Consider the following 20052-nt stretch of genomic DNA (forward strand, 5'->3'; position numbering starts at 1 on the left):
TGCGGCGCTCGCCGTGGGGGCACGCATCCGCACTATCGTGAGACACGAGGACCTGAGCGACATGGTACCGGGCGAAACCGAGGACAATCTGCACCGCATCGTGGTCGTCGGCGGCGGCGCGGCGGGGCTGCAGCTCGCCACGAAACTGGGCGACAAGCTCGGCCGCACGAGCAAGGCGCACGTCACCCTGGTCGACCGGGCGCGGACCCACATCTGGAAGCCGCTGCTGCACGAGGTCGCCGCGGGCAGCCTCGATGTCGGCCACCACGCGGTGGATTACCTGCACCACGCCCACCGGCACCATTTCCGCTACCGCATCGGCGAGATGACCGGTCTCGACCGCTCCAAGCGGGTGATCCACCTCGCGGCCAGCCACGACACCGAGGGGCGCGAGGTCACGCCGATCCGCGAGATCCCCTACGACACGCTGGTGATGGCGGTGGGCTCGACCACCAACGACTTCGGCACGCCCGGCGTGCAGCAGAACGCCATCGCCCTCGACACCCAGGGCCAGGCGGTGCGCTTCCACCAGCGCCTGATCAACGGCATGCTGCGGGCCCACACCCAGCCGGGGCCGGTGCGGGCCGGCCAGCTCCACGTCGTGGTCATCGGCGCCGGGGCGACGGGCACCGAGCTCGCCGCCGAGCTCCACCGCACCACCCGCGACGTGGCCGCCACCGGGCTCGACCGCATCGACCCGGCCAAGGACCTGAAGATCACCCTGGTGGAGGCGGCGAGCCGCATCCTGCCGGCGGTGCCCGAGCGCATGTCCCGCGACGTCATGGTGCTGCTGGACAAAATCGGCGTCGAGGTCCGGACCGGGGCCCGGGTCACCGAGGTCCGGCCCGACGGGGTCCAGCTCGCCGATGGCGGCTTCATCCCGTCCGAGCTCGTGGTCTGGGCCGCCGGCGTCAAGGCGCCGCCCTTCCTGCACGAGATCGGCGGCCTGGAGACCACGCGCAACAACCAGCTCGTGGTGACGCCGACCCTGCAGACCACCCGCGATCCCGACATCTTCGCGATGGGCGACTGCGCCTACCTGGTGGAGAAGGGCTCCGACACGCCGATCCCGCCCCGCGCCCAGGCGGCCCACCAGCAGGCGACGCACCTCATCAAGATCATCCCCGAGAAGATGGCCGGCAGGCCACTCAAGCCCTTCAAGTACCGCGACTTCGGCTCGCTGGTCTCGCTGGGCGAATACTCGACGGTCGGCAGCCTGATGGGGTTCATCAAGGGCAAGAACATGTTCATCGCCGGACTGTTCGCCCGGATGATGTATCGCTCGCTGTACAAGATGCACGAGCAGGCCCTGCACGGCACGGTCAAGACCACCCTCGACGCGGTCGCCCGGGCCCTGACCCGGCGCACCGAGTCGCGCGTGAAGCTGCACTGAGCACGACTGGGAACCGATCCGCATGTTTCTCGACATCGTCAAAGCGGTGCAGCAGCGCAATCCGGCGCTCGGCTCCTACGTCCTCGTCCTGCGCGGCGATTCCCGGGCGCGCGACGCGGCCGACCCGTCGCGCCTGTCGGACGAGGCCGAGGCCTGGCTCGCCGCGCATGCGCCGGGGGCGAAACTGTCCGAGGAGAAGGTGCTGCTGTCGCCCTATCCCGGCGGCATGCCGGCGGACCGGGCCGTCACCGTCCTGGCCTTCGCGGATGCCCGCCACCTCGCCGCCTTCGCGACGCGCTGGACGGCCGATCCGGAGCCGGAGGAGCCGGACGACACGAACGCGGCGGACGACGCGCAGGACAAGCCGGACTAGGCTCCTGCGGGCGCGTGCGTCCCTCCTCTCCCCGCGAGCGGGGGAAGAAGAAGCCGGACCGGAGGCCCGGGCCTAGCGAGGGGTCGGCCTGTCCGACATCCGACCACCCGTCAGCCAGCGCAGGCGAGCGGCCTCGAGGCCCCAGATCATGCCCAGCATCATGTAGACGTGGCGCCACTTCTCGATGTCGATCTGGAAGGCTTGCAGGAAGAACATCAGCAGGGCGGGCCAGACGATCTGGGCGTGGCGGCGATAGGGCGTGTCGCGGCGCATCAGGCGGAAGCCGACCACGCTCGTCATCAGGACCAGGCCGATGAAGGTGACGCCGGCGAGCCAGCCGCCATTGGCGAAGCTGCCGATATAGGTGTTGTGCGGCTCCAGGGCGAAGATCAGGCGCCAGCGCAGGGGACCCATGCCGAAGGGCTCGTCCACCAGCATGTTGAGGCCGCGCAGCTGGTTGCCGAAGCGTCCGGTCTCGCCGGTGTCGTAGTCCTGCGTGACCGCGGCGCGCTTGGAGAACATCTCGGCGATGTCGTCGATCGACAGCAGGCCGACGATGGCGACCGCGGTGGCCACCAGGGCCAGCACCGTCAGGGTGACGATGCGGCGGCGCAGGCGCGCCGAGGGGGTGGTGGTGTAGACGCTGCCGACCATCACCGCGACGGCGATGAGCGAGCCGGCCCAGGAGCCGCGCGAGAACGACAGGAAGATGCCGGCCACGATCACCATCAGGATCGCGCAGGCGAGGACCGGCCGCCGGCTCGTGCCGAGGAGCAGGCCGTGCATCAGGTAGAGGGCGCCGAGGGTCAGGAACGAGCCGAAGACGTTGGGGTCCTGGAAGGTGCCCGAGGCGCGACCGTACTTGTAGAACAGGTCCTCGGTGGGGATGAAGCCGAAATAGCCGACGATGCCGAAGGCGCTCGACAGGAGGCAGCTCGCCACGAAGGTCTTGAGCACCAGCTCCATCCGCGCCTGCGTGTCGTCGGCGAACAGCATCGCGAAGAACACGCCGGTGATGGCGAGGTAGGCGAGCTGGATCGTCCAGGTCACCGGCAGGGCCTGGTCGATATAGGGCAGCAGCGCCACCGTGATCGCGCCGACGTAGAGGATCAGCAGCCCGAGCAGCGGCACCATGCCCCGGTGCAGGCGCAGGCCGAGGCAGAGCCAGAGCACGATGGCGGGGATCGCCACCACGTCGTAGGGCGAGGTGTCCGAGAAGGCGAAGCAGGCGAAGAAGATGAAGGCGACGAGGAGCAGCGTCGCCAGGCGCCGGAGCACGTGCAGGACGGGGATGTGGGCCCAGGCTCCCGCCTGCCAGCGCGACGCGCCGGGTGCCATCGTGAACGCCATGCACTCAACCCATCACCGCGCCGCCGACAGGGCGGGACCGCGCTACACGCCGCCGATGGGACGCGAGAATGATTGAGAATTTGGATGGCGAATCCGCGCGCGGCCCGCCTCAGGGCAGCACGCGCACCAGATTCCGGAATTGATCCCCACGATCCTCGAAACTGCGGAACTGATCGTAGGAGGCGCAGGCCGGCGAGAGCAGCACCACGGGCTCGGCCGCCGGCGACGCCGCGGCGGCCTCCGCCGCCCTGGCGGTGGCGACCGCTAGGGTGCCGCAGGCCGTGTAGGGCACCCGGCCCTCCAGGGTGGCGGCGAAGGCGTCGCTCGCCGCGCCGATGAGGTAGGCATGGGCCACGCGGCCGAAGAGGGGCGCCAGGGGAGCGATGCCGCCCTCCTTGGCCTTGCCGCCGAGGATCCAGTGGATGTCGTGGAAGGCGGTGAGCGCCTTCTCGGTGGAATCGGCGTTGGTCGCCTTCGAATCGTTGACGAAGAGCACGCGCCCGCGCCGGCCGACCTCCTCCATGCGGTGGGGCAGGCCGGGGAAGCTGCGCAGGCCGGCGACGAGGTCCGCGTCGTCGATCCCGAGGGCCCGGACGCAGGCGGCGGCCACCGCCGCGTTCTGCCAGTTGTGCGCCCCGCGCAGCGACCCGATCCCGGCGAGGTCGGCGATGGCTGCGCCGTCGGCGTCGAACACCGTCCCGTCGCGGGCCGACAGGCCGTCGAAGCCCGCCTCGGGCAGTCCCACGTGGATCCGCACGCAGGGGCCCGCCCGGCGGTCGGCGATGGCACGGCTGAGGTCGTCGTCGACGCCCACGATGGCGCGGTCCGCGCCCGCCACCAGCCGCTCCTTGATGGCGGCGTAGTCGGCCAGCGTCCCGTGGCGGTCGAGATGGTCCGGCGTGATGTTGAGGAGGATGCCGAGGCTCGGGTCGAGGCTCGGCGTCAGGTCGATCTGGAACGACGAGAGTTCGATCACGTGGATCCGGTCCGGCGCCGGCGGCTCCAGGGACAGGATCGCCGTGCCGATGTTGCCGCCCATCTGCACGTCGCGCCCGGCGGAGGCGAGGATGTGGGCGATCAGCGCCGTGGTGGTCGACTTGCCGTTGGTGCCCGTGATGGCGACGAACGGCGCGCCCGGTGCGCGCGCCCGGCGCTCCTGGCAGAACAGCTCGATGTCGCCGATCACCGGGAGGCCGGCCGCGCCGGCCTTCTCCACCGTCCAGTGCGGCGCCGGGTGCGTCAGGGGCACGCCGGGGGCGAGGATGAGGGCCGAGAAGCCGCTCCAGTCGGCCTCCCGCAGGTCGGACACCGTGATGCCCTGGTCGCGGGCGCGGGCCGTGCTCTCCGGGCTGTCGTCCCAGGCCAGGACGTCGGCACCGCCGGCGATCAGGGCGCGGACCGTGGCGAGGCCGGAGCCGCCGAGGCCGAACAGGGCGACCTTCTGGCCGGCGAAGGTGGTGACGGGCGTCATGACGACGGGCTCAGCATGGCGACGGGCTCAGCGCAGCTTCAGGGTGGCGAGGCCGGCCAGCGCCAGGATCACGGCGATGATCCAGAACCGGATCACGACCTGCGGCTCCTTCCAGCCCTTCTGCTCGAAGTGGTGGTGGATCGGTGCCATGCGGAAGACCCGCTTGCCCGTCAGCTTGAACGACGCGACCTGGATGATCACCGACATCATCTCGAGCACGAACAGACCGCCGACGATCGCCAGCACGATCTCGTGCTTGGTCGCCACCGCGATGGTGCCGAGCAGGCCGCCCAGCGCCAGGGACCCGGTATCGCCCATGAAGACCTGGGCGGGGGGCGCGTTGAACCAGAGGAAGCCGAGCCCCGCCCCGATCACCGCGCCGCAGACCACCGCGAGCTCGCCGGTGTCGCGGACGTAGTTCACCTGCAGGTAGCCGGCCGTGAAGACGTTGCCGACGAGGTAGGCAATGACGCCGAAGGTGCCGCAGGCGATCATCACCGGCACGATGGCGAGGCCGTCGAGGCCGTCGGTCATATTCACCGAGTTGCCGGCACCGACGATCACGAAGGCGGCGAACAGCACGTAAAACCAGCCGAGGTTGAGCAGCGCGTCCTTGAAGATCGGGAAGGCGAGCTGGTTCTGCAGGGTCGGAGCCGAGTAGACCGAGATGAGCACGCAGGCCGCGATGGCGATGCAGGCTTCCAGCAGCAGGCGGAACTTGCCCGAGAAGCCCTTGTGCGACTGCTTCGTCACCTTGAGGTAGTCGTCGTAGAAGCCGATCGCGCCGAAGCCCAGCGTCACCGCCAGGGTGACCCAGACGTAGTGGTTGCGCGGGTTGGCCCAGAGCAGGATCGCGACCACGCAGCCGGCCAGGATCATCAGGCCGCCCATGGTCGGGGTGCCGCGCTTCGTCAGCAGGTGCGACTGGGGGCCGTCCTCGCGGATCGGCTGGCCCTTGCCCTGGCGCAGGCGCAGCGAGGAGATGATCAGCGGCCCGAACCAGAACACGAACAGGCCCGCCGTGAACAGCGCGCCGCCGGTGCGGAAGGTGATGTAGCGGAAGACGTTGAGGGCGGAGACGGTGCCGCTCAGGTCCGACAGGAGATACAGCATCCAGCACCCGGCCGTGGTTCAATGCGAAATCAGCCGGAGGCTCAGGGGCGCGCAGCACCCCTCCCCGGCCGTGATGAAGGTCGCCTCAGCGCGCGACGGCGCGCGGCGGTTCGGCTTGGGCGTTCGCGTAACGGGCTTTGAGCGCTTCGACAATCCGGCCCATGCGGATGCTGTTCGAGCCCTTCACCATCACGGCGTCCCCGGGGCGCAGGGCCGAGAGCACGGGCTCGAGCAGGTCGGCGGAGGTCGCCGCGGAGGCGCCGCGCCGGCTCACCGGCAGGGCCTCGAACAGGTTGCGCATCAGGGGGCCGGCCGTGAAGACGAGGTCGACCTTGGCGGCCTCCACCGGCCCGGCGAGGGCGCGGTGGTGGGCCTCGCCCTCCGGCCCGAGCTCCAGCATGTCGCCCAGCACCGCGATGCGGCGCCCGCGCGGGCCGGTCTCGATGCCGGCCAGGGTCGCCAGGGCGGCGCGGATCGAGGCCGGGTTGGCGTTGTAGCTCTCGTCCACCAGGAAGGCCTCGCCCTCCCCGATCGCCAGGGCGGTGCGCTCGCCGCGGCCGACCGGGGGCCGCAGGGCCGCCAGCGACAGGGCCGCGCGGGCGAGGTCGGCGCCGAGCGCATGCACCACCGCCATCACGCCGAGCGAATTCATGGCCGTGTGCCGGCCCGGCGTGCCGAGCTGGTAGGTGACCGGGATGCCCATCACCACGGCGTCGACCACCGAGAGGTCGGGGCGGAGCACGATGCGCTGGGCGCGGACATCCGCCTCCGGGTGCTCGCCGAAGCTGACGACCCGGCCGGCCCGCGAGGCCTGGGCATGGGCGAGGAGGCGGGCATAATGCGGGTTGTCGCGATTGATGATCGCGGTGCCGCCGGCCTTGAGGCCGGAGAAGATCTCGCCCTTGGCGTCGGCGATGGCCGCGACGGAGGCGAAGTGCTCGACGTGAACGGGCTCGACCGTGGTGACCAGGGCGATGTCGGGCTGCACCATCGCGGTCAGCGGCACGATCTCGCGCGGGTGGTTCATGCCGATCTCGAACACGCCGAACTGCGTGTCGGCCGGCATGCGCGCCAGGGTCAGGGGCACCCCCCAATGGTTGTTGTAGGAGGCGATGGAGGCGTGCGTCGGCCCCTGCGCGGAGAGGACGTGGCGCAGCGCCTCCTTGGTCCCGGTCTTGCCGACCGAGCCCGTCACCGCGACGATGCCCGCCCCGGTTCGGGCCCGGGCCGCGGCGCCGAGCGTGCGCATGGCGTCGAGGACGGGATCCTCGCCCGCGCCCGAGACCGCCAGCACCGGCCCGGCTTCGGCGAAACCCTGCGCCCGGTCGGCCGCGACCACGGCGGCGCCGGCACCGCGCCCCAGGGCGGCCGCGACGAAGTCGTGCCCGTCCCGGGCCTCGCCCCGGATGGCGAAGAACAGGTCGCCCGGCGCCAGCGTGCGGGTATCGATCGAGGCCCCGGTGATCGGCCTGCACGGGCCCAGCAGGGTCCCGCCGGTGGCGGCTTCCAGGGCTTCGGGCGTCCAGAGCGGGGTCGTGCCTGGCGAAGTCGTGCCCGGCTGGGTCGTGCCTGGCGGAGTCGTGCCGGACGGCGTCTTGTCGGTCATGCTGAGCGTTCCGCGATCGCAGCCCGGAGGACGTCGTGGTCCGAGAAGGGCAGGACCTGTGACCCCACGATCTGGCCGGTTTCATGGCCCTTGCCGGCCACCACCAGCACGTCGCCGGGCTCCAGCGCCCGCACGGCGGTGCGGATTGCCTCGGCCCGGTCGCCGATCTCGACGGCGCCCGGGGCGGCGGCCAGGATCTCGGCGCGGATCGCGGCCGGGTCCTCGCTGCGCGGATTGTCGTCGGTGACGATGACGGCGTCCGCCTTCTCGGCCGCGATGGCGCCCATGATCGGGCGCTTGCCGGTGTCGCGGTCGCCGCCGCAGCCGAAGACGACGCGCAGCCGGCCGGTCGCGAAGGGGCGCAGGGCCGTCAGCACGCCCGCGAGGGCTTCCGGCTTGTGGGCGTAGTCCACGAGGCAGAGGCCGCCATGGGTCTCGCCGATCCGTTCCATCCGGCCCGGGACCCCGGTGAGATGGTCGAGGGCGGCGATGACGCCCGCGGGGTCGGCCCGGCCGGCGGGGATCGCCAGCACGAGTCCGGCGGCCAGCAGCGCGTTCTCGACCTGGAAGGCACCGACCAGCGGCAGGCGCACGGCATACTCGTCCAGCCGGCCCGTCGGACCCGGGGCCTGCAGGACGAGGTGCTGGTGGAAGCCCTCGGTGCGCGCGGAGATCAGCCGCACGGTGTCGCCCTTCGACCCCGTGGTGTGGACGTCGAGGCCGCGGGCGGCGGCGGCCGCCACGACGACGTCCGCATAGGCGCCGTCGATGTTGATGACCGCCGGGATGCCGGGCTGCGCCAGGGTCGTGAACAGCCGCAGCTTGGCCGCCAGGTAGTCGTCCATGGTGGCGTGGTAGTCGAGATGGTCGCGCCCGAGATTGGTGTAGCCCACCGCGGCGAGCGCGACCCCGTCGAGGCGGCGCTGCTCGATCCCGTGCGAGGACGCCTCCATCGCCAGGATGTCGATGCCGTCCTCGGCGAGCCGCGCCAGGGTGGCGTGCAGGGTCACCGGGTCGGGGGTGGTCAGGGAGCCGTAGGTGGCGCCCCGGTTGGTGACGATGCCGACCGTGCCGAGGCTGGCCGCCTCGGCCCCGAGGCGGGCCAGGATCTGGCGCACGAAATCCGTGACCGAGCTCTTCCCGCTCGTCCCCGTCACCGCCACCACCTCGGCCGGCTGCCGGCCCGAGAAGGCCCGGGCCGCGAGGGCGAGGCTGCGGCGCACGTCCGCCACGGCGAGGTAGGGCACGCTGGCCTCGAGCCCCTTCGGCCGCGCGCCCTCGCTCACCACCGCCACGGCGCCGGCGCTCGCGGCGGTCGCGGCGAAGCGCCGGCCATCCGCGACGGTGCCGGGCACGGCGACGAAGACGAAGCCCGGCGCGACCTTGCGCGAATCGGCCGTGAGCCCGGCGACCGGCAGGCCGGCGAGGCCGGCCTCCGCCTCCGGAAAGAGCGCGCCGAGGGTCGGCCCGCTCATCGTCCGTCCACCTGCGTGGCGTGGTAGGCGCCGAGCTTCACCATCAGGGGGAAGGGTTTCACCGGCGGATCGAACTGCGGCGGCAGGCCAAGGACGGGGGCGACGCGCTCGATCACCCGGCCGGTGACGACGCCGGAGTTCCAGGCTGCGGTGGCGTAGCCGCCGGATTCCGGCAGGCCCTGGGGTTCGTCCATGATGGTGACGAAGAGGTATTTCGGGTTGTTCATGGGGGCGGCGGCCATGAAGGTCGTGAACAGGCGGTTCTTCACGTAGCGGCCGTGGATCACCTTCTCGGCGGTGCCGGTCTTGCCGCCGACGAAGTAGTACGGGATCGCGGCCTTCTTGGCCGAGCCCTCGACGGCGTTGAGGCGCATGATGAAGCGCATAGCCTCGCTGGTCTCGGTCTTCAGCACCCGGGTGGCCTTGGCCATCGCCGCCTCGGGCGTGGTCTTGAGGAAGGTGGGGGTCATCAGGAAGCCGCCGTTGGCGATGGCGGCCACCGCCGCGGTCGCCTGGATCGGTGCCACCGCGAGGCCGTGGCCGAACGCGATGGTGATGGTGTTGATCTCGGTCCAGCGCGCCGGCACGATGGGCTCGGCGCTCTCGGGCAGTTCCGTCCGCATCCGGTCGGTCAGGCCCATCTTCTTCAGGAAGGCCTTGTGGCCGGGCACGCCGATGCCCAGCGCCATCTTGGCGGAGCCGATGTTCGACGAGTGGGTGAACACCTCCGGCATGGTGATGACGCGGTTGGTGCCGTGGTACTCGTGGATCTTCTGGCGGCCCCAGCTCAGCACGCCGCCGCGGGTGTCGAAGGTCGAGTTGACGTTGAACTTGCCGGAATCCAGCGCCATCGCCAGGGTCATCGCCTTGAAGGTCGAGCCCATCTCGTAGACGCCGACGTTCATGCGGTTGATGCGGTCGGGGTTGAGCGCGTCGGCCGGGTCGTTCGGGTCGAAGTCCGGCAGGGAGGCGAGCGCGATCACCTCGCCGGTCTGGACGTCGAGGATCATGCCGGCGGCCGCCTTGGCCTTGAAGTGGTCGAGGCCCCAGGCGAGCTCGTCCCGCACGGCGAACTGCGCCCGGAGGTCGATGGAGAGCTGGATCGGCGACAGGTCGGTCTGCTTGGCCACGAGGCCGAAATCGTTGAGCGCCTTGTTGCCCTGGTTGTCGATGTACTTCTCGATGCCGGCGATGCCGATGTTGTCGAGGTTGGTCACGCCGAGGATGTGCGCGGCGGCGACGCCGTTCGGGTAGACGCGCTTGTGGTCGGGCAGGAAGCCGATGCCCGGGATGCCGAGGCGGTGGACCTCCGCCTGCTGCTTCGGGGTGATCTCGCGCTTGACCCAGACGAAGCCCTTCTTGGTGGAGAGCTTGGCGCGCAGTTCGGTGGCGTTGATCTGCGGCAGCACGGCGGTGAGGAGTTCGACCGCCTCGTCCTTGTCGTAGATGTTGCGCGGCTCGGCGAAGATCGAGACCGTGCGGATGTCGGTGGCGAGGATCTCGCCGTTGCGGTCGACGATGTCCGGCCGGATCGCCGTGGTGGCGGCGGCCGCGATCCGGCGGTCGCCGTTATCCGCCTCCGGGAAGGCGGCGCCCAGGATCAGGCGCCCGGAAATGGTGGTGAAGACCAGGGTGAAGGCGAGGCCCACGAGGCCGACCCGGGTGTAGGAGCGCTCGATGGCGAGGTGGAACATCGCCCGCGCGTTGCGGGCGACCCAGGCGCGCTTCGACAGGGCCGGCGACGTTACGGCCTCGGCGGCCGGTTCCAGCCGCGTCCGCTCGACCGGGCGCGCGTCGACCTGGCTCGCGTCAATCTGGATCGCGTCCGGCGTCGCGCGGGCGCCGGACTCGACGGGCGCGCGGGTCGGCTCGGCGGCGGTCACCGGGGAATGGATCGGGTCTTGGCCGGGCGGCGGGACTTCGGACACGGGCACTACCTCGAAGTCGTGGTCGGGGTTCTGGTCGTGGTGGTGCGCGGCGTGATGCTGCCGGTGGTGCGCGGCTCGTCACCGCCGCGCCCCGCCACCGGCTTCTCCTTCGGCGTCGCGGTGGCGGCCAGCAGCCGGCCGATCTCGTCGCCGCGGTCGGGCCGCGCCGGCAGGTCGGCGAGGCGGCCGAGATGGGCGGTGCCGATGGGCTCGAGGGCGAGGTAGCGCTCCACCGCCGCCTGGAGCCGGTCCGGCCGGGTCAGGAGCTGCCACTCGGCGCGCAGCACCGCGATGGCCTGGCGCTCCTTCTTGAGCTGGGTCTGGGCCTTCGAGACCTGCCCGGCCTGGTAGAGCGTGTCGTACTTGATCGAGTAGGCGTAGATCGCCGAGCCGATCAGGCCGAGCACCGCGATCAGGTTGAGCAAACGGATCACCGGCGCGCTCCTCCGCTCCGACCTGTCCGCGCGGGCAGCGCGGCCAGGGTCTCGATGGCGGCCAGGGGGGCGGGCACGGGGGCGTCCGTGCGTTCCACCGCGCGCAGCTTGGCCGAGCGGGCGCGGGGATTGGCGGCGGTCTCGGCGTCGGTCGGCAGCACCGGGCCCTTGGTCACCACCGCGAAGCTGCGGGGCGCCGGCGCGTCCAGGCTCGGCAGGTGGCGGGAGGCCTGGGCCGCCCGGCCGCTGCGGGCCGAGAAGAACTGCTTCACGATGCGGTCCTCCAGCGAGTGAAAGGTCACCACCGCGAGGCGGCCGCCCGGCCGCAGGATGCGCTCGGCGGCGTGGAGCGCCTGGACGAGCTCGCTGAGCTCGTCGTTCACCGCGATGCGCAGGCCCTGGAAGGTCCGGGTCGCCGGGTGCATGCCGCTGGCCGGATCGGCCCAGACCACGCTGGCGACGATGTCGGCGAGGGCCGCGGTGGTCTCGATGCGGGCCTTGCGGCGCGCCTCGATGATCGCCCGGGCGACGGCGCGGGAGCGGCGCTCCTCGCCGTAGTGGAAGATGATGTCGGCGAGGTCGGCTTCCTCGGACTCGTTGACGAGGTCGGCGGCGCTCGGGCCGGCGCGCTCCATGCGCATGTCGAGGGGGCCGTCGTTGCGGAAGGAGAAGCCGCGCTCGGCCTGGTCGATCTGCATCGAGGAGACGCCGATATCGAGGACGACCGCGTCGGCGGACGCGTGCCCCGCGTCGCGGACGCAGGCGTCGAGGCCGCCGAAGCGGCCCGGGACCAGGGTCAGGCGGCCGCCGGCCTCGGCCACCAGGGGCGCACCGCCCGCGATGGCACCGGGATCGCGGTCGATCGCCAGAACGTGAACGGACGGATCGGCCTTGAGCATCGCGCGCGTGTAGCCGCCGGCCCCGAAGGTGCCGTCGACGGCCAGGGTCCGGCCCGGCAGCTCGAGGGATTCGAGGACCTCCGCCAGCAGGACGGGGACGTGGGGCGCCCCGTCGGACACCCGGCTCACCCGCGCCTCGCGGGGGGCGCGCGTCATCGGGCGATCCCGACGCGCGGCGGTCGCGCGACCGAGGGCGCGGAGGGACGGAGCGAGGACTCGACCGGACTGATGCGGCGCATGCGTCCCTTCCACGGGGCTGGAGCGCGCGGGCGCGGCTCGGAGAGACGGGGCGTCTCCGGGTCGACGCGTCACGCGACCGCGCATGCGGACACCGGCCTGCCTGGGACAGGCTGCGTCCGTCGATCCGAAAATCGCCGTTGACGGGATGAATCGGGGTACCATGGGCCTCTGAGCGCCGTCAACGAACCTGGCCGAGGGGGAGCGGCTCGGACGGATCAGACCTCAGCAAGGTTAACCGAGCGTAAGTTTTCGCGCGCAAAGGCGTCGTTCCGAACCGGTCGGGGCCCCTCCTCCGGCGCCGCGACGGGCCGCCGCTCAGGCCGCCCGGACATTGCCGAGGAACTGCTCGATCTCGCTCCGCAGCATGCGCGACTGCCCGGCGAGGGCATCCGCCGCGGAGGCGACGGCGCGGGCGACGCCGCCCGCGTCGTCGGCCGAGTGGGCGACCTCCGCGATGTCGGCGGTGACCCGATCGGTGCCGGCGGACGCCTCCGCCATGCTCCGCACGATCGCGTGGGTGGTGGTCCCCTGCGCCTCCACGGCCCCGGCGATGCTCGTCGTGACGCCGCTCATGGCGTGGATCTGCGCCGTGATCTCGGCGATCGCCTGCGCGGCGCCGTCCGTGGCCCCCTGGATCGCGGCGATCTGCTGGCGGATCCCCTCCGTCGCCCGCGCGGTCTGCGACGCCAGTTCCTTCACCTCCGTGGCGACGACGGCGAAGCCGCGTCCGGCCTCGCCGGCCCGCGCCGCCTCGATGGTGGCGTTGAGGGCGAGGAGGTTGGTCTGGCCCGCGATGGTCGAGACCAGGCCGACGACGTTGCCCACCCGGGTCGCGGCGCTGGAGAGGGCCGCCATGGTCTCGCCGGTGCGGGCGGCCGCCGTCACGGCGGCGGAGGACAGCTCCGCCGCCTGCACCACCTGCCGGCCGATATCGGCGACCGTCGAACCGAGCTGGTCGGCGGAGGCGGCCACGGCGGTGACGTTCCCGGACGTCTGCCGCGCGGCCTCGGCCGCGCTGGTGGAGCGGGCTGCGGTCCCGGCGATCGCGACCTGCATCGTCTCGGAAGCGGATTGCAGGCCGGTCACGGCCTCGCCAACATGCGCGACGATGCCGCCCACCGATCGCTCGAACCGGTCGGCGAGGTCGGACAACAGGCTGCGCCGGGCCTGCTCCTCGCGCAGGCGCGCGGCCTCCGTCGTCTGCAGTTGCCGGGCGGCCTCCGCCAGGGACATGTCCCGGATCCGCATCACGGCGCAGGCGATGTCGCCGATCTCGTCGCGGCGCCCCGTTGCGGAAAGCGTCACGGAGGTGTCGCCGCCGGCGAGGCGGGTGGTGTCGGCGGTCAGGCGCACCAGGGGCCGGGCCAGCGTGCCGGCCAGCCACCAGGCCGTGCCCGAGCCGAGGACCACGACCACGGCGACGAGGCCGAGCATGGCCCGGATCTGCCAGAGGGTCGCCGCCCGGGTCGCCTCGATCCGGCTCCGCGTATCCTCGGCGGCCAGCGCCACCGCCTCGTCGAAGCGCTGCCGCAGGCGCCGGCTTTCCTGCGCCATGCGGTCGAGGGTCGGGATCTCCCGGGCGGGGCGGATTCCCAGGAGGACCTCCGCGTCCCCGCGCCATTGCCGCGCCTCGGCGGCGGCGCTGCGGGCCAGCGTCACCATCCGCTCGGATTCGGCGAGGGTTTCGAGCCGGTCGAGCAGCGCCATCAGCTGATCCCCGGCGGCGGTGAACTCCGCCTGGATCGGCGCCATGTCGAGGAGGTCGGTCATCGCGCTCACCCGCGCGATCAGCGCCTCCGCGCGGTGGAAGCGGTCGCGGGCGATGCGGCTCGCCTCGTTCATCTCGGTGGTGCGGCTGCCCAGGCGGGACAGGTCGTCGACGGCCCCGAGGCCGACCCACCCGGTGACACCGGAGAGAATCCCCGCCAGGAGCATCAGGCCGAGCAGCGGAAGCAGGATCGTGTAGCGGATCGACATCGCGGTGGCTCTCGGCGTCAGGGCAGTTCGGTCAGGGCAGTTCGGTCAGGGCAGTTCGGTCGGGGCAGTTCGGTTGGGATCAGTTCGGCAGGTTGGGGAGCGCAGTCCGGGTCTGCTCGGCCGTGAGGGCGCGCAGGAAAGCGATGAGGTCCGCCCGTTCCTCCGGGGCCAGCTGGAGCGGCTTCATCAGCGGCGACTTCGAGGGTCGGGCGATCCCGCCGCTCTCGTAGAAGGCGACGATCGCCTCGAGGTCGGCGAACTGACCGGCATGGCCGAAGGGGGCGCGATAGGTCAGGTTGCGCAGGCCCGGCGTCTTGAAGGCGTGCCGGGCCAGGACCGAATCCGGCTCGAAGGCCGCGCGGCCGAGATCCCGGGTCGGCAGGCCGAGGTCGTGGAAGCGGTTGTCGGTGAAGTTCCATCCGGTGTGGCAGCTGGCGCAGCCCGCCTTGCCGGTGAAGAGGGCGAAGCCACGCTGCGCGGCCGGCGCGATCGCGGTCTCGTCGCCCTCGACCCAGCGGTCGAACGGGGCCCAGCCCGAGACCACCGTCCGCTCGTAGGTGGCGATCGCGGTCAGGATTCCCTCCTGCGTCACCCCCTTGCCGGGGAAGAGCCGGGCGAACCAGGCCTCGTATTCCGGCCGGGCCTTGAGGCGGGCGATGATCTCCGGAAACTTGCCGTCCATCTCCGCATCGGCGGTGATCGGGCCCATCGCCTGCGTCTCGAGGTCCGGCGCGCGCCCGTCCCAGAACAGGGTCGGGATCCAGGCCGCGTTCAGCACGGTCGGAGCCTTGCGGCCCAGGGGCGTGTTGGTCGCCCCGATCGCGCCCGGCACCGGGACCTCGAAACCGAAGGACGGGTTGTGGCAACTCGCGCAGCTGAGGTTCTGCTTGCCGCTCAGGCGCGGATCGAAGAACAGCATCTTGCCCAGCGTCGCCATCTGCGGCGAGTACGGGGCGTTCTCCGGAAACGGGATCGAGGTCGGACGCCGGTAGGGGGTCCGCGGATCGTCGCGTTCGGAGGCCGTCGCGAGGTGTCCGGCGCAGAGCAGGGCGCCGGCGGCCAGCATCATCATCCCGCGCAGGAACGGCATCGCGAAACCTCGGATCAACCACAACAGAGACCCGCGAGATCGTGTCTCCGGCAGGCTCAGCCTTCGTCTATCGATCCGACCTTAAGCTTTTCCTAGTTCGAGAAACAATCTTTCTCATCGCTATATTAGCATAGTCTGGAAGCTGATCTTATTGCGATCCAAGTCTATCGGAAGCTGTGCACGCCCCGGCCGCACGATCTCAGCGCGCGTGTCGCGACAATGCCGTGATCGATCGGAGCTTCGGTGAGGGCGATTGCGGTACGCCTGCACGGCGCGCGAGCCGGCCGACCTGCCTCCAAGCATCGAATTCTGGCGGCGCGGGGGCATTGCGACCGCGACACCTGCGATGGCCTGCGCGAACGCTGGCCGTCGCGATCGCCGCCGGTCTCGGGGCGGCGCGACGGGGACTCGGCGAGCGGATCAGCCGGCCTATAAGCCGGGTTCTGTAGGGCCCGGAAACCTCGCGGTCCCCGGACGTGGCGGCCATTCCTCTGGGACGATCGTTGCCGACCGCCTCAAGCAACCAACCCGGGCGACGGGCCTGGAGAGAGGGCCTGGCGGACCGCGAGGCCCGCCCTGTCGCCCCTATTCGGTCTTGCTCCCGGTGGGGTTTGCCGTGCCGTCCGCGTTGCCGCGTCCGCGGTGCGCTCTTACCGCACCCTTTCACCCTTACCGCGGTCCGGCTTGCGCCGGTCCGTGGCGGTCTGCTCTCTGTGGCACTGTCCCTGGGGTCGCCCCCGCCGGACGTTATCCGGCACCGTCTCTCCATGGAGCCCGGACTTTCCTCCCCGGACCTTGCGGCCCGGAGCGGCCGCCCGGCCGACTGATCCGGCGCGGGTGTGCGCCGGGCACGGGCCGGGGGTCAAGGCCCGGATGTCGCCGCGCGGGCGCAGGAGCGGTGACGCCCGACGATTCACCCGCGGAGCGGCATCCCGAGAGACCCATTGCCGCCGGGAGCGGCATGCTGAGAAGACGATTGCCGCCCGGAGCGGCATGCCGAGATGACCATTGCCGCCCGGAGCGGCATGCCGGGATTTTGGCCAGGCCGCTTGCGGAGCCGGCGCCCCGCGCCAGGTCTTTGGGGCTGGCGCACCGGCAGGTCCGGCGCCGCCAGCGCCCATTCGGGCTCCCGGATCCGACCGGATCAAGGGGCCGCAACGGAGCAGGAGGACGCGATGGCGACGAACGACACCGCCTGGACGCTCGAATCCGTCCAGCAACTCACCGCGATGGCCCGCGAGGGTATTCCGGTCTCGGTCATGAGCCTGAAGCTGCGCCGGCCGATCGAGATCGTGGCGGCCAAGCTGAGCCAGCTCGGCATCACGCCCGTGCCGGAGACCGGCGACGCCTGAGACGACGGCCCGAGGCCCCGGACGAACGGCCCCGCGCGGGGGTCGTTCGCCCGGACCGGACGCCTACCAGGAGCCCGTGTTCTCCATCGAGGACCAGGGCTCCTGCGGCGGCTTGGCCGGGCCCTTCTGCAGCAGCTCGATCGAGATGCCGTCGGGGGACTTCACGAAGGCCATGTTGCCGTCGCGGGGCGGGCGGTTGATCGTGATTCCGGCCGCCTGCAGCTTGGCGCAGAACGCGTAGATGTCGTCGACCTCGTAGGCGAGGTGGCCGAAGTTGCGGCCGCCCGAGTAGGTCTCCGGGTCCCAGTTGTGGGTCAGCTCGATCACGGGCGCCTGGGTTTCCCTGGCGGTGCCGGCATCGTCGGGGGCGGCCAGGAACACGAGGGTGAAGCGACCCTTCTCGTTGTCGACGCGACGCACCTCCTGAAGCCCGAAGGTGTTCACGTAAAAGTCGAGGGCGCGGTCGAGGTCCGCGACGCGGACCATGGTGTGCAGGAATCGCATGGGTGGGGGCTCTCCAGGGGACTAGCGCCTATGTGGTCCGGCGCGGGCACGGGTCAACGCGGGGCGCGCGTCAACGAGCCGGAGCCCGCGCGCGTTGCGCCGCCGCGGCGCACCCCGCACAGTGGGGGCGCAGCCCGAGGAGTCCGCATGCGCACTGAAGCCCCGATCACGATCCGCCTGGAGGATTACCGCCCCAGCGACTACCGGATCGACACGGTGGATCTCGACGTCGCGCTGCATCCCACCGCCACCCGGGTCCGGGCCCGGCTCAGCCTGACGCCCAACCCGGCCGGGCTTCCGGGCGCCCCCCTCGTCCTCGACGGCGAGGACCTGACCCTGGAGAGCCTGACCCTCGACGGAGCGGCCCTCGCGCCCGAGGCCTACAGCCTGACGCCGTCCGGCCTGACCCTGCACCGGCCGCCGGCCGGCCCCTTCAGCCTGGGCATCGAGACCCGGATCGATCCGAGCGCCAACACCAAGCTGATGGGGCTCTACCGCTCGAACGGGGTCTACTGCACCCAGTGCGAGGCCGACGGCTTCCGGCGGATCACCTATTTCCTCGACCGGCCCGACGTGATGGCGGTCTACACCACGCGGATCGAGGCCGATCGCGACGCGGCGCCGGTGCTGCTGGGCAACGGCAACCTGGTGGAATCCGGCGCGGCCGGCCCCGGCCGCCACTACGCGATCTGGCACGATCCCCACCCGAAGCCCGCCTACCTCTTCGCCCTGGTGGGGGGGCGCCTCGACTCTGTCCGGCGCCCCTTCACCACCAGCGAGGGCCGCACGGTGGAGCTCGCCGTCTATGTCGAGCCCGGCAAGGCGGAGCGGGCCGACTACGCCCTCGACGCCGTGGCGCGCGCGATGGCCTGGGACGAGACCGCCTTCGGCTGCGCCTACGACCTCGACGTCTTCAACGTCGTCGCGGTCTCGGACTTCAACATGGGCGCGATGGAGAACAAGGGCCTCAACATCTTCAACGACCGCTACGTCCTGGCCTCGCCCGAGACCGCCACCGACGCGGACTACGCCGCCATCGAGGCGATCATCGCGCACGAGTACTTCCACAACTGGACCGGCAACCGCATCACCTGCCGCGACTGGTTCCAGCTCTGCCTCAAGGAAGGCCTGACGGTCTTCCGCGACCAGGAATTCTCCTCCGACATGCGCTCCCGCGCGGTGCACCGCATCGGCGAGGTCCGCACCCTGCGGGCGCGCCAGTTCCCGGAGGATGCCGGGCCGCTGGCCCACCCGGTGCGGCCGCGGCACTACACCGAGATCAACAACTTCTACACGGCCACCGTCTACGAGAAGGGCGCCGAGATCGTGCGGATGCTGCGCACCCTTCTGGGCGCCGAGGCCTTCCGGGCCGGGATGGACCGCTACTTCACCGACAACGACGGCACCGCCGCCACCGTGGAGGACTTCCTCGCCGCCTTCGCGAAAACCTCCGGCCGCGACCTCGGCGCCTTCGCCCGCTGGTACGAGCGCCCCGGCACGCCGCGGGTCGGGGTGCAGGGCCGCTACGACGCGGCGGCGCGGACCTACCACCTCGCCTTCCGCCAGAGCCTGCCCGGCGCCGCCGACGCCCCGCCCCTGGTGATCCCCATCCGCCTCGGGCTGATCGGCCCGGACGGCCCCCTCGCCGGGGCGACGAGCGACCGGGTCGCGGACGGCGTCTTCGTGCTCGACCAGGCGAGCGACAGCCTCAGCTTCAGCGACGTCCCCGCGCGCGCCGTGCCCTCGCTGTTCCGCGGCTTCTCCGCCCCGGTGCGGGTCGAGATCGAGATGACCGATGCCGACACGCTGACGCTGCTGCGCCGCGACACCGACCCATTCAACCGCTGGCAGGCGGCCCAGAGCGTGGCCATGCGCCTCCTCGTGCAGGGGACGCGGTCGGGCACCCTGCCGGAGGCCGGGGCGGACGGGTTCGGCACCGCCCTGGCGGGATTCCTGGAGGGCGAGGCCCTGGCCGACCCGGCCTTCGCCGCCCTGGTGCTCGCCCTGCCGAGCGAGGCCGACGTCGCCAACGAGATCGCCACGGAGATCGACCCGGACGCGATCCACCGGGCCCGGCACGCCCTGCGCCGGGCGCTCGGGACGCGCCTGAAGCCGCAGCTCCTCGCCCTGCGCGACGCCCTGGCGGAGGCCCCCGGCACGCCGTTCAGCCCCGATGCCGCGGCGGCCGGCCGGCGCGCCTTCCGCAACGCGGCCCTCGACCTCGTCGCGGCCGCCGATCCGGCCGCGGCGACCCTGCTCGCCGCGCACCAGACCGACGCGGCGACGACGATGACCGACCGGCTCGCCGCCCTCTCGGTCCTGTCCCAGGTTTCGGGTCCCGAGCGCGAATCGGCGCTCGACCGATTCGCCGAGGCCTACCGCGCCGAGCCGCTGGTCCTCGACAAGTGGCTCGCGATCCAGGCCGGGATCCCGGAGGCCGAGACCCCCGACCGGATCCGCCGCCTGCAGAATCACCCGGCCTTCTCGATGACCAATCCCAACCGGGTCCGGTCCCTGATCGGCAGCTTCAGCATGGGCAATCCGACCCAGTTCAACCGCCCCGACGGCGCGGGCTATGCCCTTGTGGCGGAGGCGGTTCTGGCGCTCGACAAGACCAACCCGCAGGTGGCCGCGCGGCTCCTGACGGCCTTCGGATCGTGGCGGATGATGGAACCGGAGCGGCGTGCCCAGGCCGAATCCACATTGCTGAAAATTCGCGCTGTTGCGGGCCTGTCACGGGATGTCGGAGACATCCTCGGGCGGACCCTCGCCGGCTAGCAAGTGTCTGAAGAGAATCGTTTTTTCAGCCTCTCCCGACGTCGATTCCGCACCTCGGATTCGCGTTAG

General features: G+C 71.6%; 15 protein-coding genes and 1 other RNA gene. 4 read left to right on the plus strand and 12 right to left on the minus strand.

All coding sequences use genetic code 11. The annotated features are described in order from the left end of the window. The first annotated feature begins 61 nt into the window (after nt 1–61). On the plus strand, nt 62–1393 hold the full coding sequence (locus CRT23_RS03985; RefSeq protein WP_055955160.1) for an NAD(P)/FAD-dependent oxidoreductase: 1332 nt from the start codon (nt 62–64) through the stop codon (nt 1391–1393). Nucleotides 1394–1415: 22 nt separating this feature from the next. Beyond that, on the plus strand, nt 1416–1766 hold the full coding sequence (locus CRT23_RS03990) for a hypothetical protein (RefSeq protein WP_055955163.1): 351 nt from the start codon (nt 1416–1418) through the stop codon (nt 1764–1766). Between the two features lie 72 nt (nt 1767–1838). Here CRT23_RS03990 and CRT23_RS03995 read toward each other — a convergent pair whose 3' ends face one another. The 11 genes from CRT23_RS03995 to rnpB form a co-directional block, all read right to left on the minus strand. Beyond that, nucleotides 1839–3116 (minus strand): O-antigen ligase family protein, encoded by a 1278-nt coding sequence (locus CRT23_RS03995; RefSeq protein ID WP_103708695.1) that lies wholly within the window; start codon nt 3114–3116, stop codon nt 1839–1841. 109 nt (nt 3117–3225) lie between these two features. Continuing rightward, entirely contained in the window at nt 3226–4587 is a 1362-nt protein-coding gene (gene murD, locus CRT23_RS04000; protein ID WP_103708696.1) for a UDP-N-acetylmuramoyl-L-alanine--D-glutamate ligase, read from the minus strand. Between the two features lie 27 nt (nt 4588–4614). Further along, the gene (gene mraY / locus CRT23_RS04005; protein WP_055955172.1) at nt 4615–5700 is read right to left on the minus strand and encodes a phospho-N-acetylmuramoyl-pentapeptide-transferase; all 1086 of its coding nucleotides are present in this window, start codon (nt 5698–5700) and stop codon (nt 4615–4617) included. An 85-nt stretch (nt 5701–5785) separates the two neighbouring features. Next, nucleotides 5786–7306, minus strand: coding sequence for a UDP-N-acetylmuramoylalanyl-D-glutamyl-2,6-diaminopimelate--D-alanyl-D-alanine ligase (locus tag CRT23_RS04010; RefSeq protein WP_103708697.1), 1521 nt, complete (start codon nt 7304–7306; stop codon nt 5786–5788). After that, entirely contained in the window at nt 7303–8781 is a 1479-nt protein-coding gene (locus tag CRT23_RS04015; protein ID WP_103708698.1) for a UDP-N-acetylmuramoyl-L-alanyl-D-glutamate--2,6-diaminopimelate ligase, read from the minus strand. The genes CRT23_RS04010 and CRT23_RS04015 overlap by 4 nt, the downstream gene beginning before the upstream one ends. Beyond that, on the minus strand, nt 8778–10514 hold the full coding sequence (locus CRT23_RS04020; protein WP_245435962.1) for a penicillin-binding protein 2: 1737 nt from the start codon (nt 10512–10514) through the stop codon (nt 8778–8780). Before CRT23_RS04020 ends, CRT23_RS04015 begins: the two co-directional genes overlap by 4 nt. Nucleotides 10515–10714: 200 nt before the next feature. After that, nucleotides 10715–11143 (minus strand): hypothetical protein, encoded by a 429-nt coding sequence (locus CRT23_RS04025; protein WP_055955178.1) that lies wholly within the window; start codon nt 11141–11143, stop codon nt 10715–10717. Beyond that, on the minus strand, nt 11140–12198 hold the full coding sequence (gene rsmH, locus CRT23_RS04030; RefSeq protein WP_103708699.1) for a 16S rRNA (cytosine(1402)-N(4))-methyltransferase RsmH: 1059 nt from the start codon (nt 12196–12198) through the stop codon (nt 11140–11142). Before rsmH ends, CRT23_RS04025 begins: the two co-directional genes overlap by 4 nt. Nucleotides 12199–12597: 399 nt before the next feature. Continuing rightward, complete coding sequence (locus CRT23_RS04035) at nt 12598–14259, minus strand: methyl-accepting chemotaxis protein (RefSeq protein ID WP_103708700.1); 1662 nt, start codon at nt 14257–14259, stop codon at nt 12598–12600. Between the two features lie 79 nt (nt 14260–14338). Next, nucleotides 14339–15349 (minus strand): cytochrome c peroxidase, encoded by a 1011-nt coding sequence (locus tag CRT23_RS04040; protein WP_103708701.1) that lies wholly within the window; start codon nt 15347–15349, stop codon nt 14339–14341. Between the two features lie 416 nt (nt 15350–15765). Then, an RNA gene (rnpB, locus tag CRT23_RS04045) (RNase P RNA component class A) lies at nt 15766–16176 on the minus strand. 348 nt (nt 16177–16524) lie between these two features. Between rnpB and CRT23_RS28345 the strand changes: the two genes are divergently transcribed. Next, on the plus strand, nt 16525–16701 hold the full coding sequence (locus CRT23_RS28345; protein WP_181017248.1) for a hypothetical protein: 177 nt from the start codon (nt 16525–16527) through the stop codon (nt 16699–16701). Between the two features lie 63 nt (nt 16702–16764). On the opposite strand, the gene gloA is transcribed toward CRT23_RS28345, so the two are convergent. Further along, nucleotides 16765–17205, minus strand: coding sequence for a lactoylglutathione lyase (gene gloA, locus CRT23_RS04050; RefSeq protein WP_103708702.1), 441 nt, complete (start codon nt 17203–17205; stop codon nt 16765–16767). A 147-nt stretch (nt 17206–17352) separates the two neighbouring features. Between gloA and pepN the strand changes: the two genes are divergently transcribed. Continuing rightward, nucleotides 17353–19983, plus strand: a complete 2631-nt coding sequence (gene pepN, locus CRT23_RS04055; protein ID WP_103708703.1) for an aminopeptidase N — start codon at nt 17353–17355, stop codon at nt 19981–19983. Nucleotides 19984–20052 lie beyond the last annotated feature (69 nt).

It is taken from the genome of Methylobacterium sp. V23, from assembly GCF_002917135.1.
Lineage (GTDB): Bacteria > Pseudomonadota > Alphaproteobacteria > Rhizobiales > Beijerinckiaceae > Methylobacterium.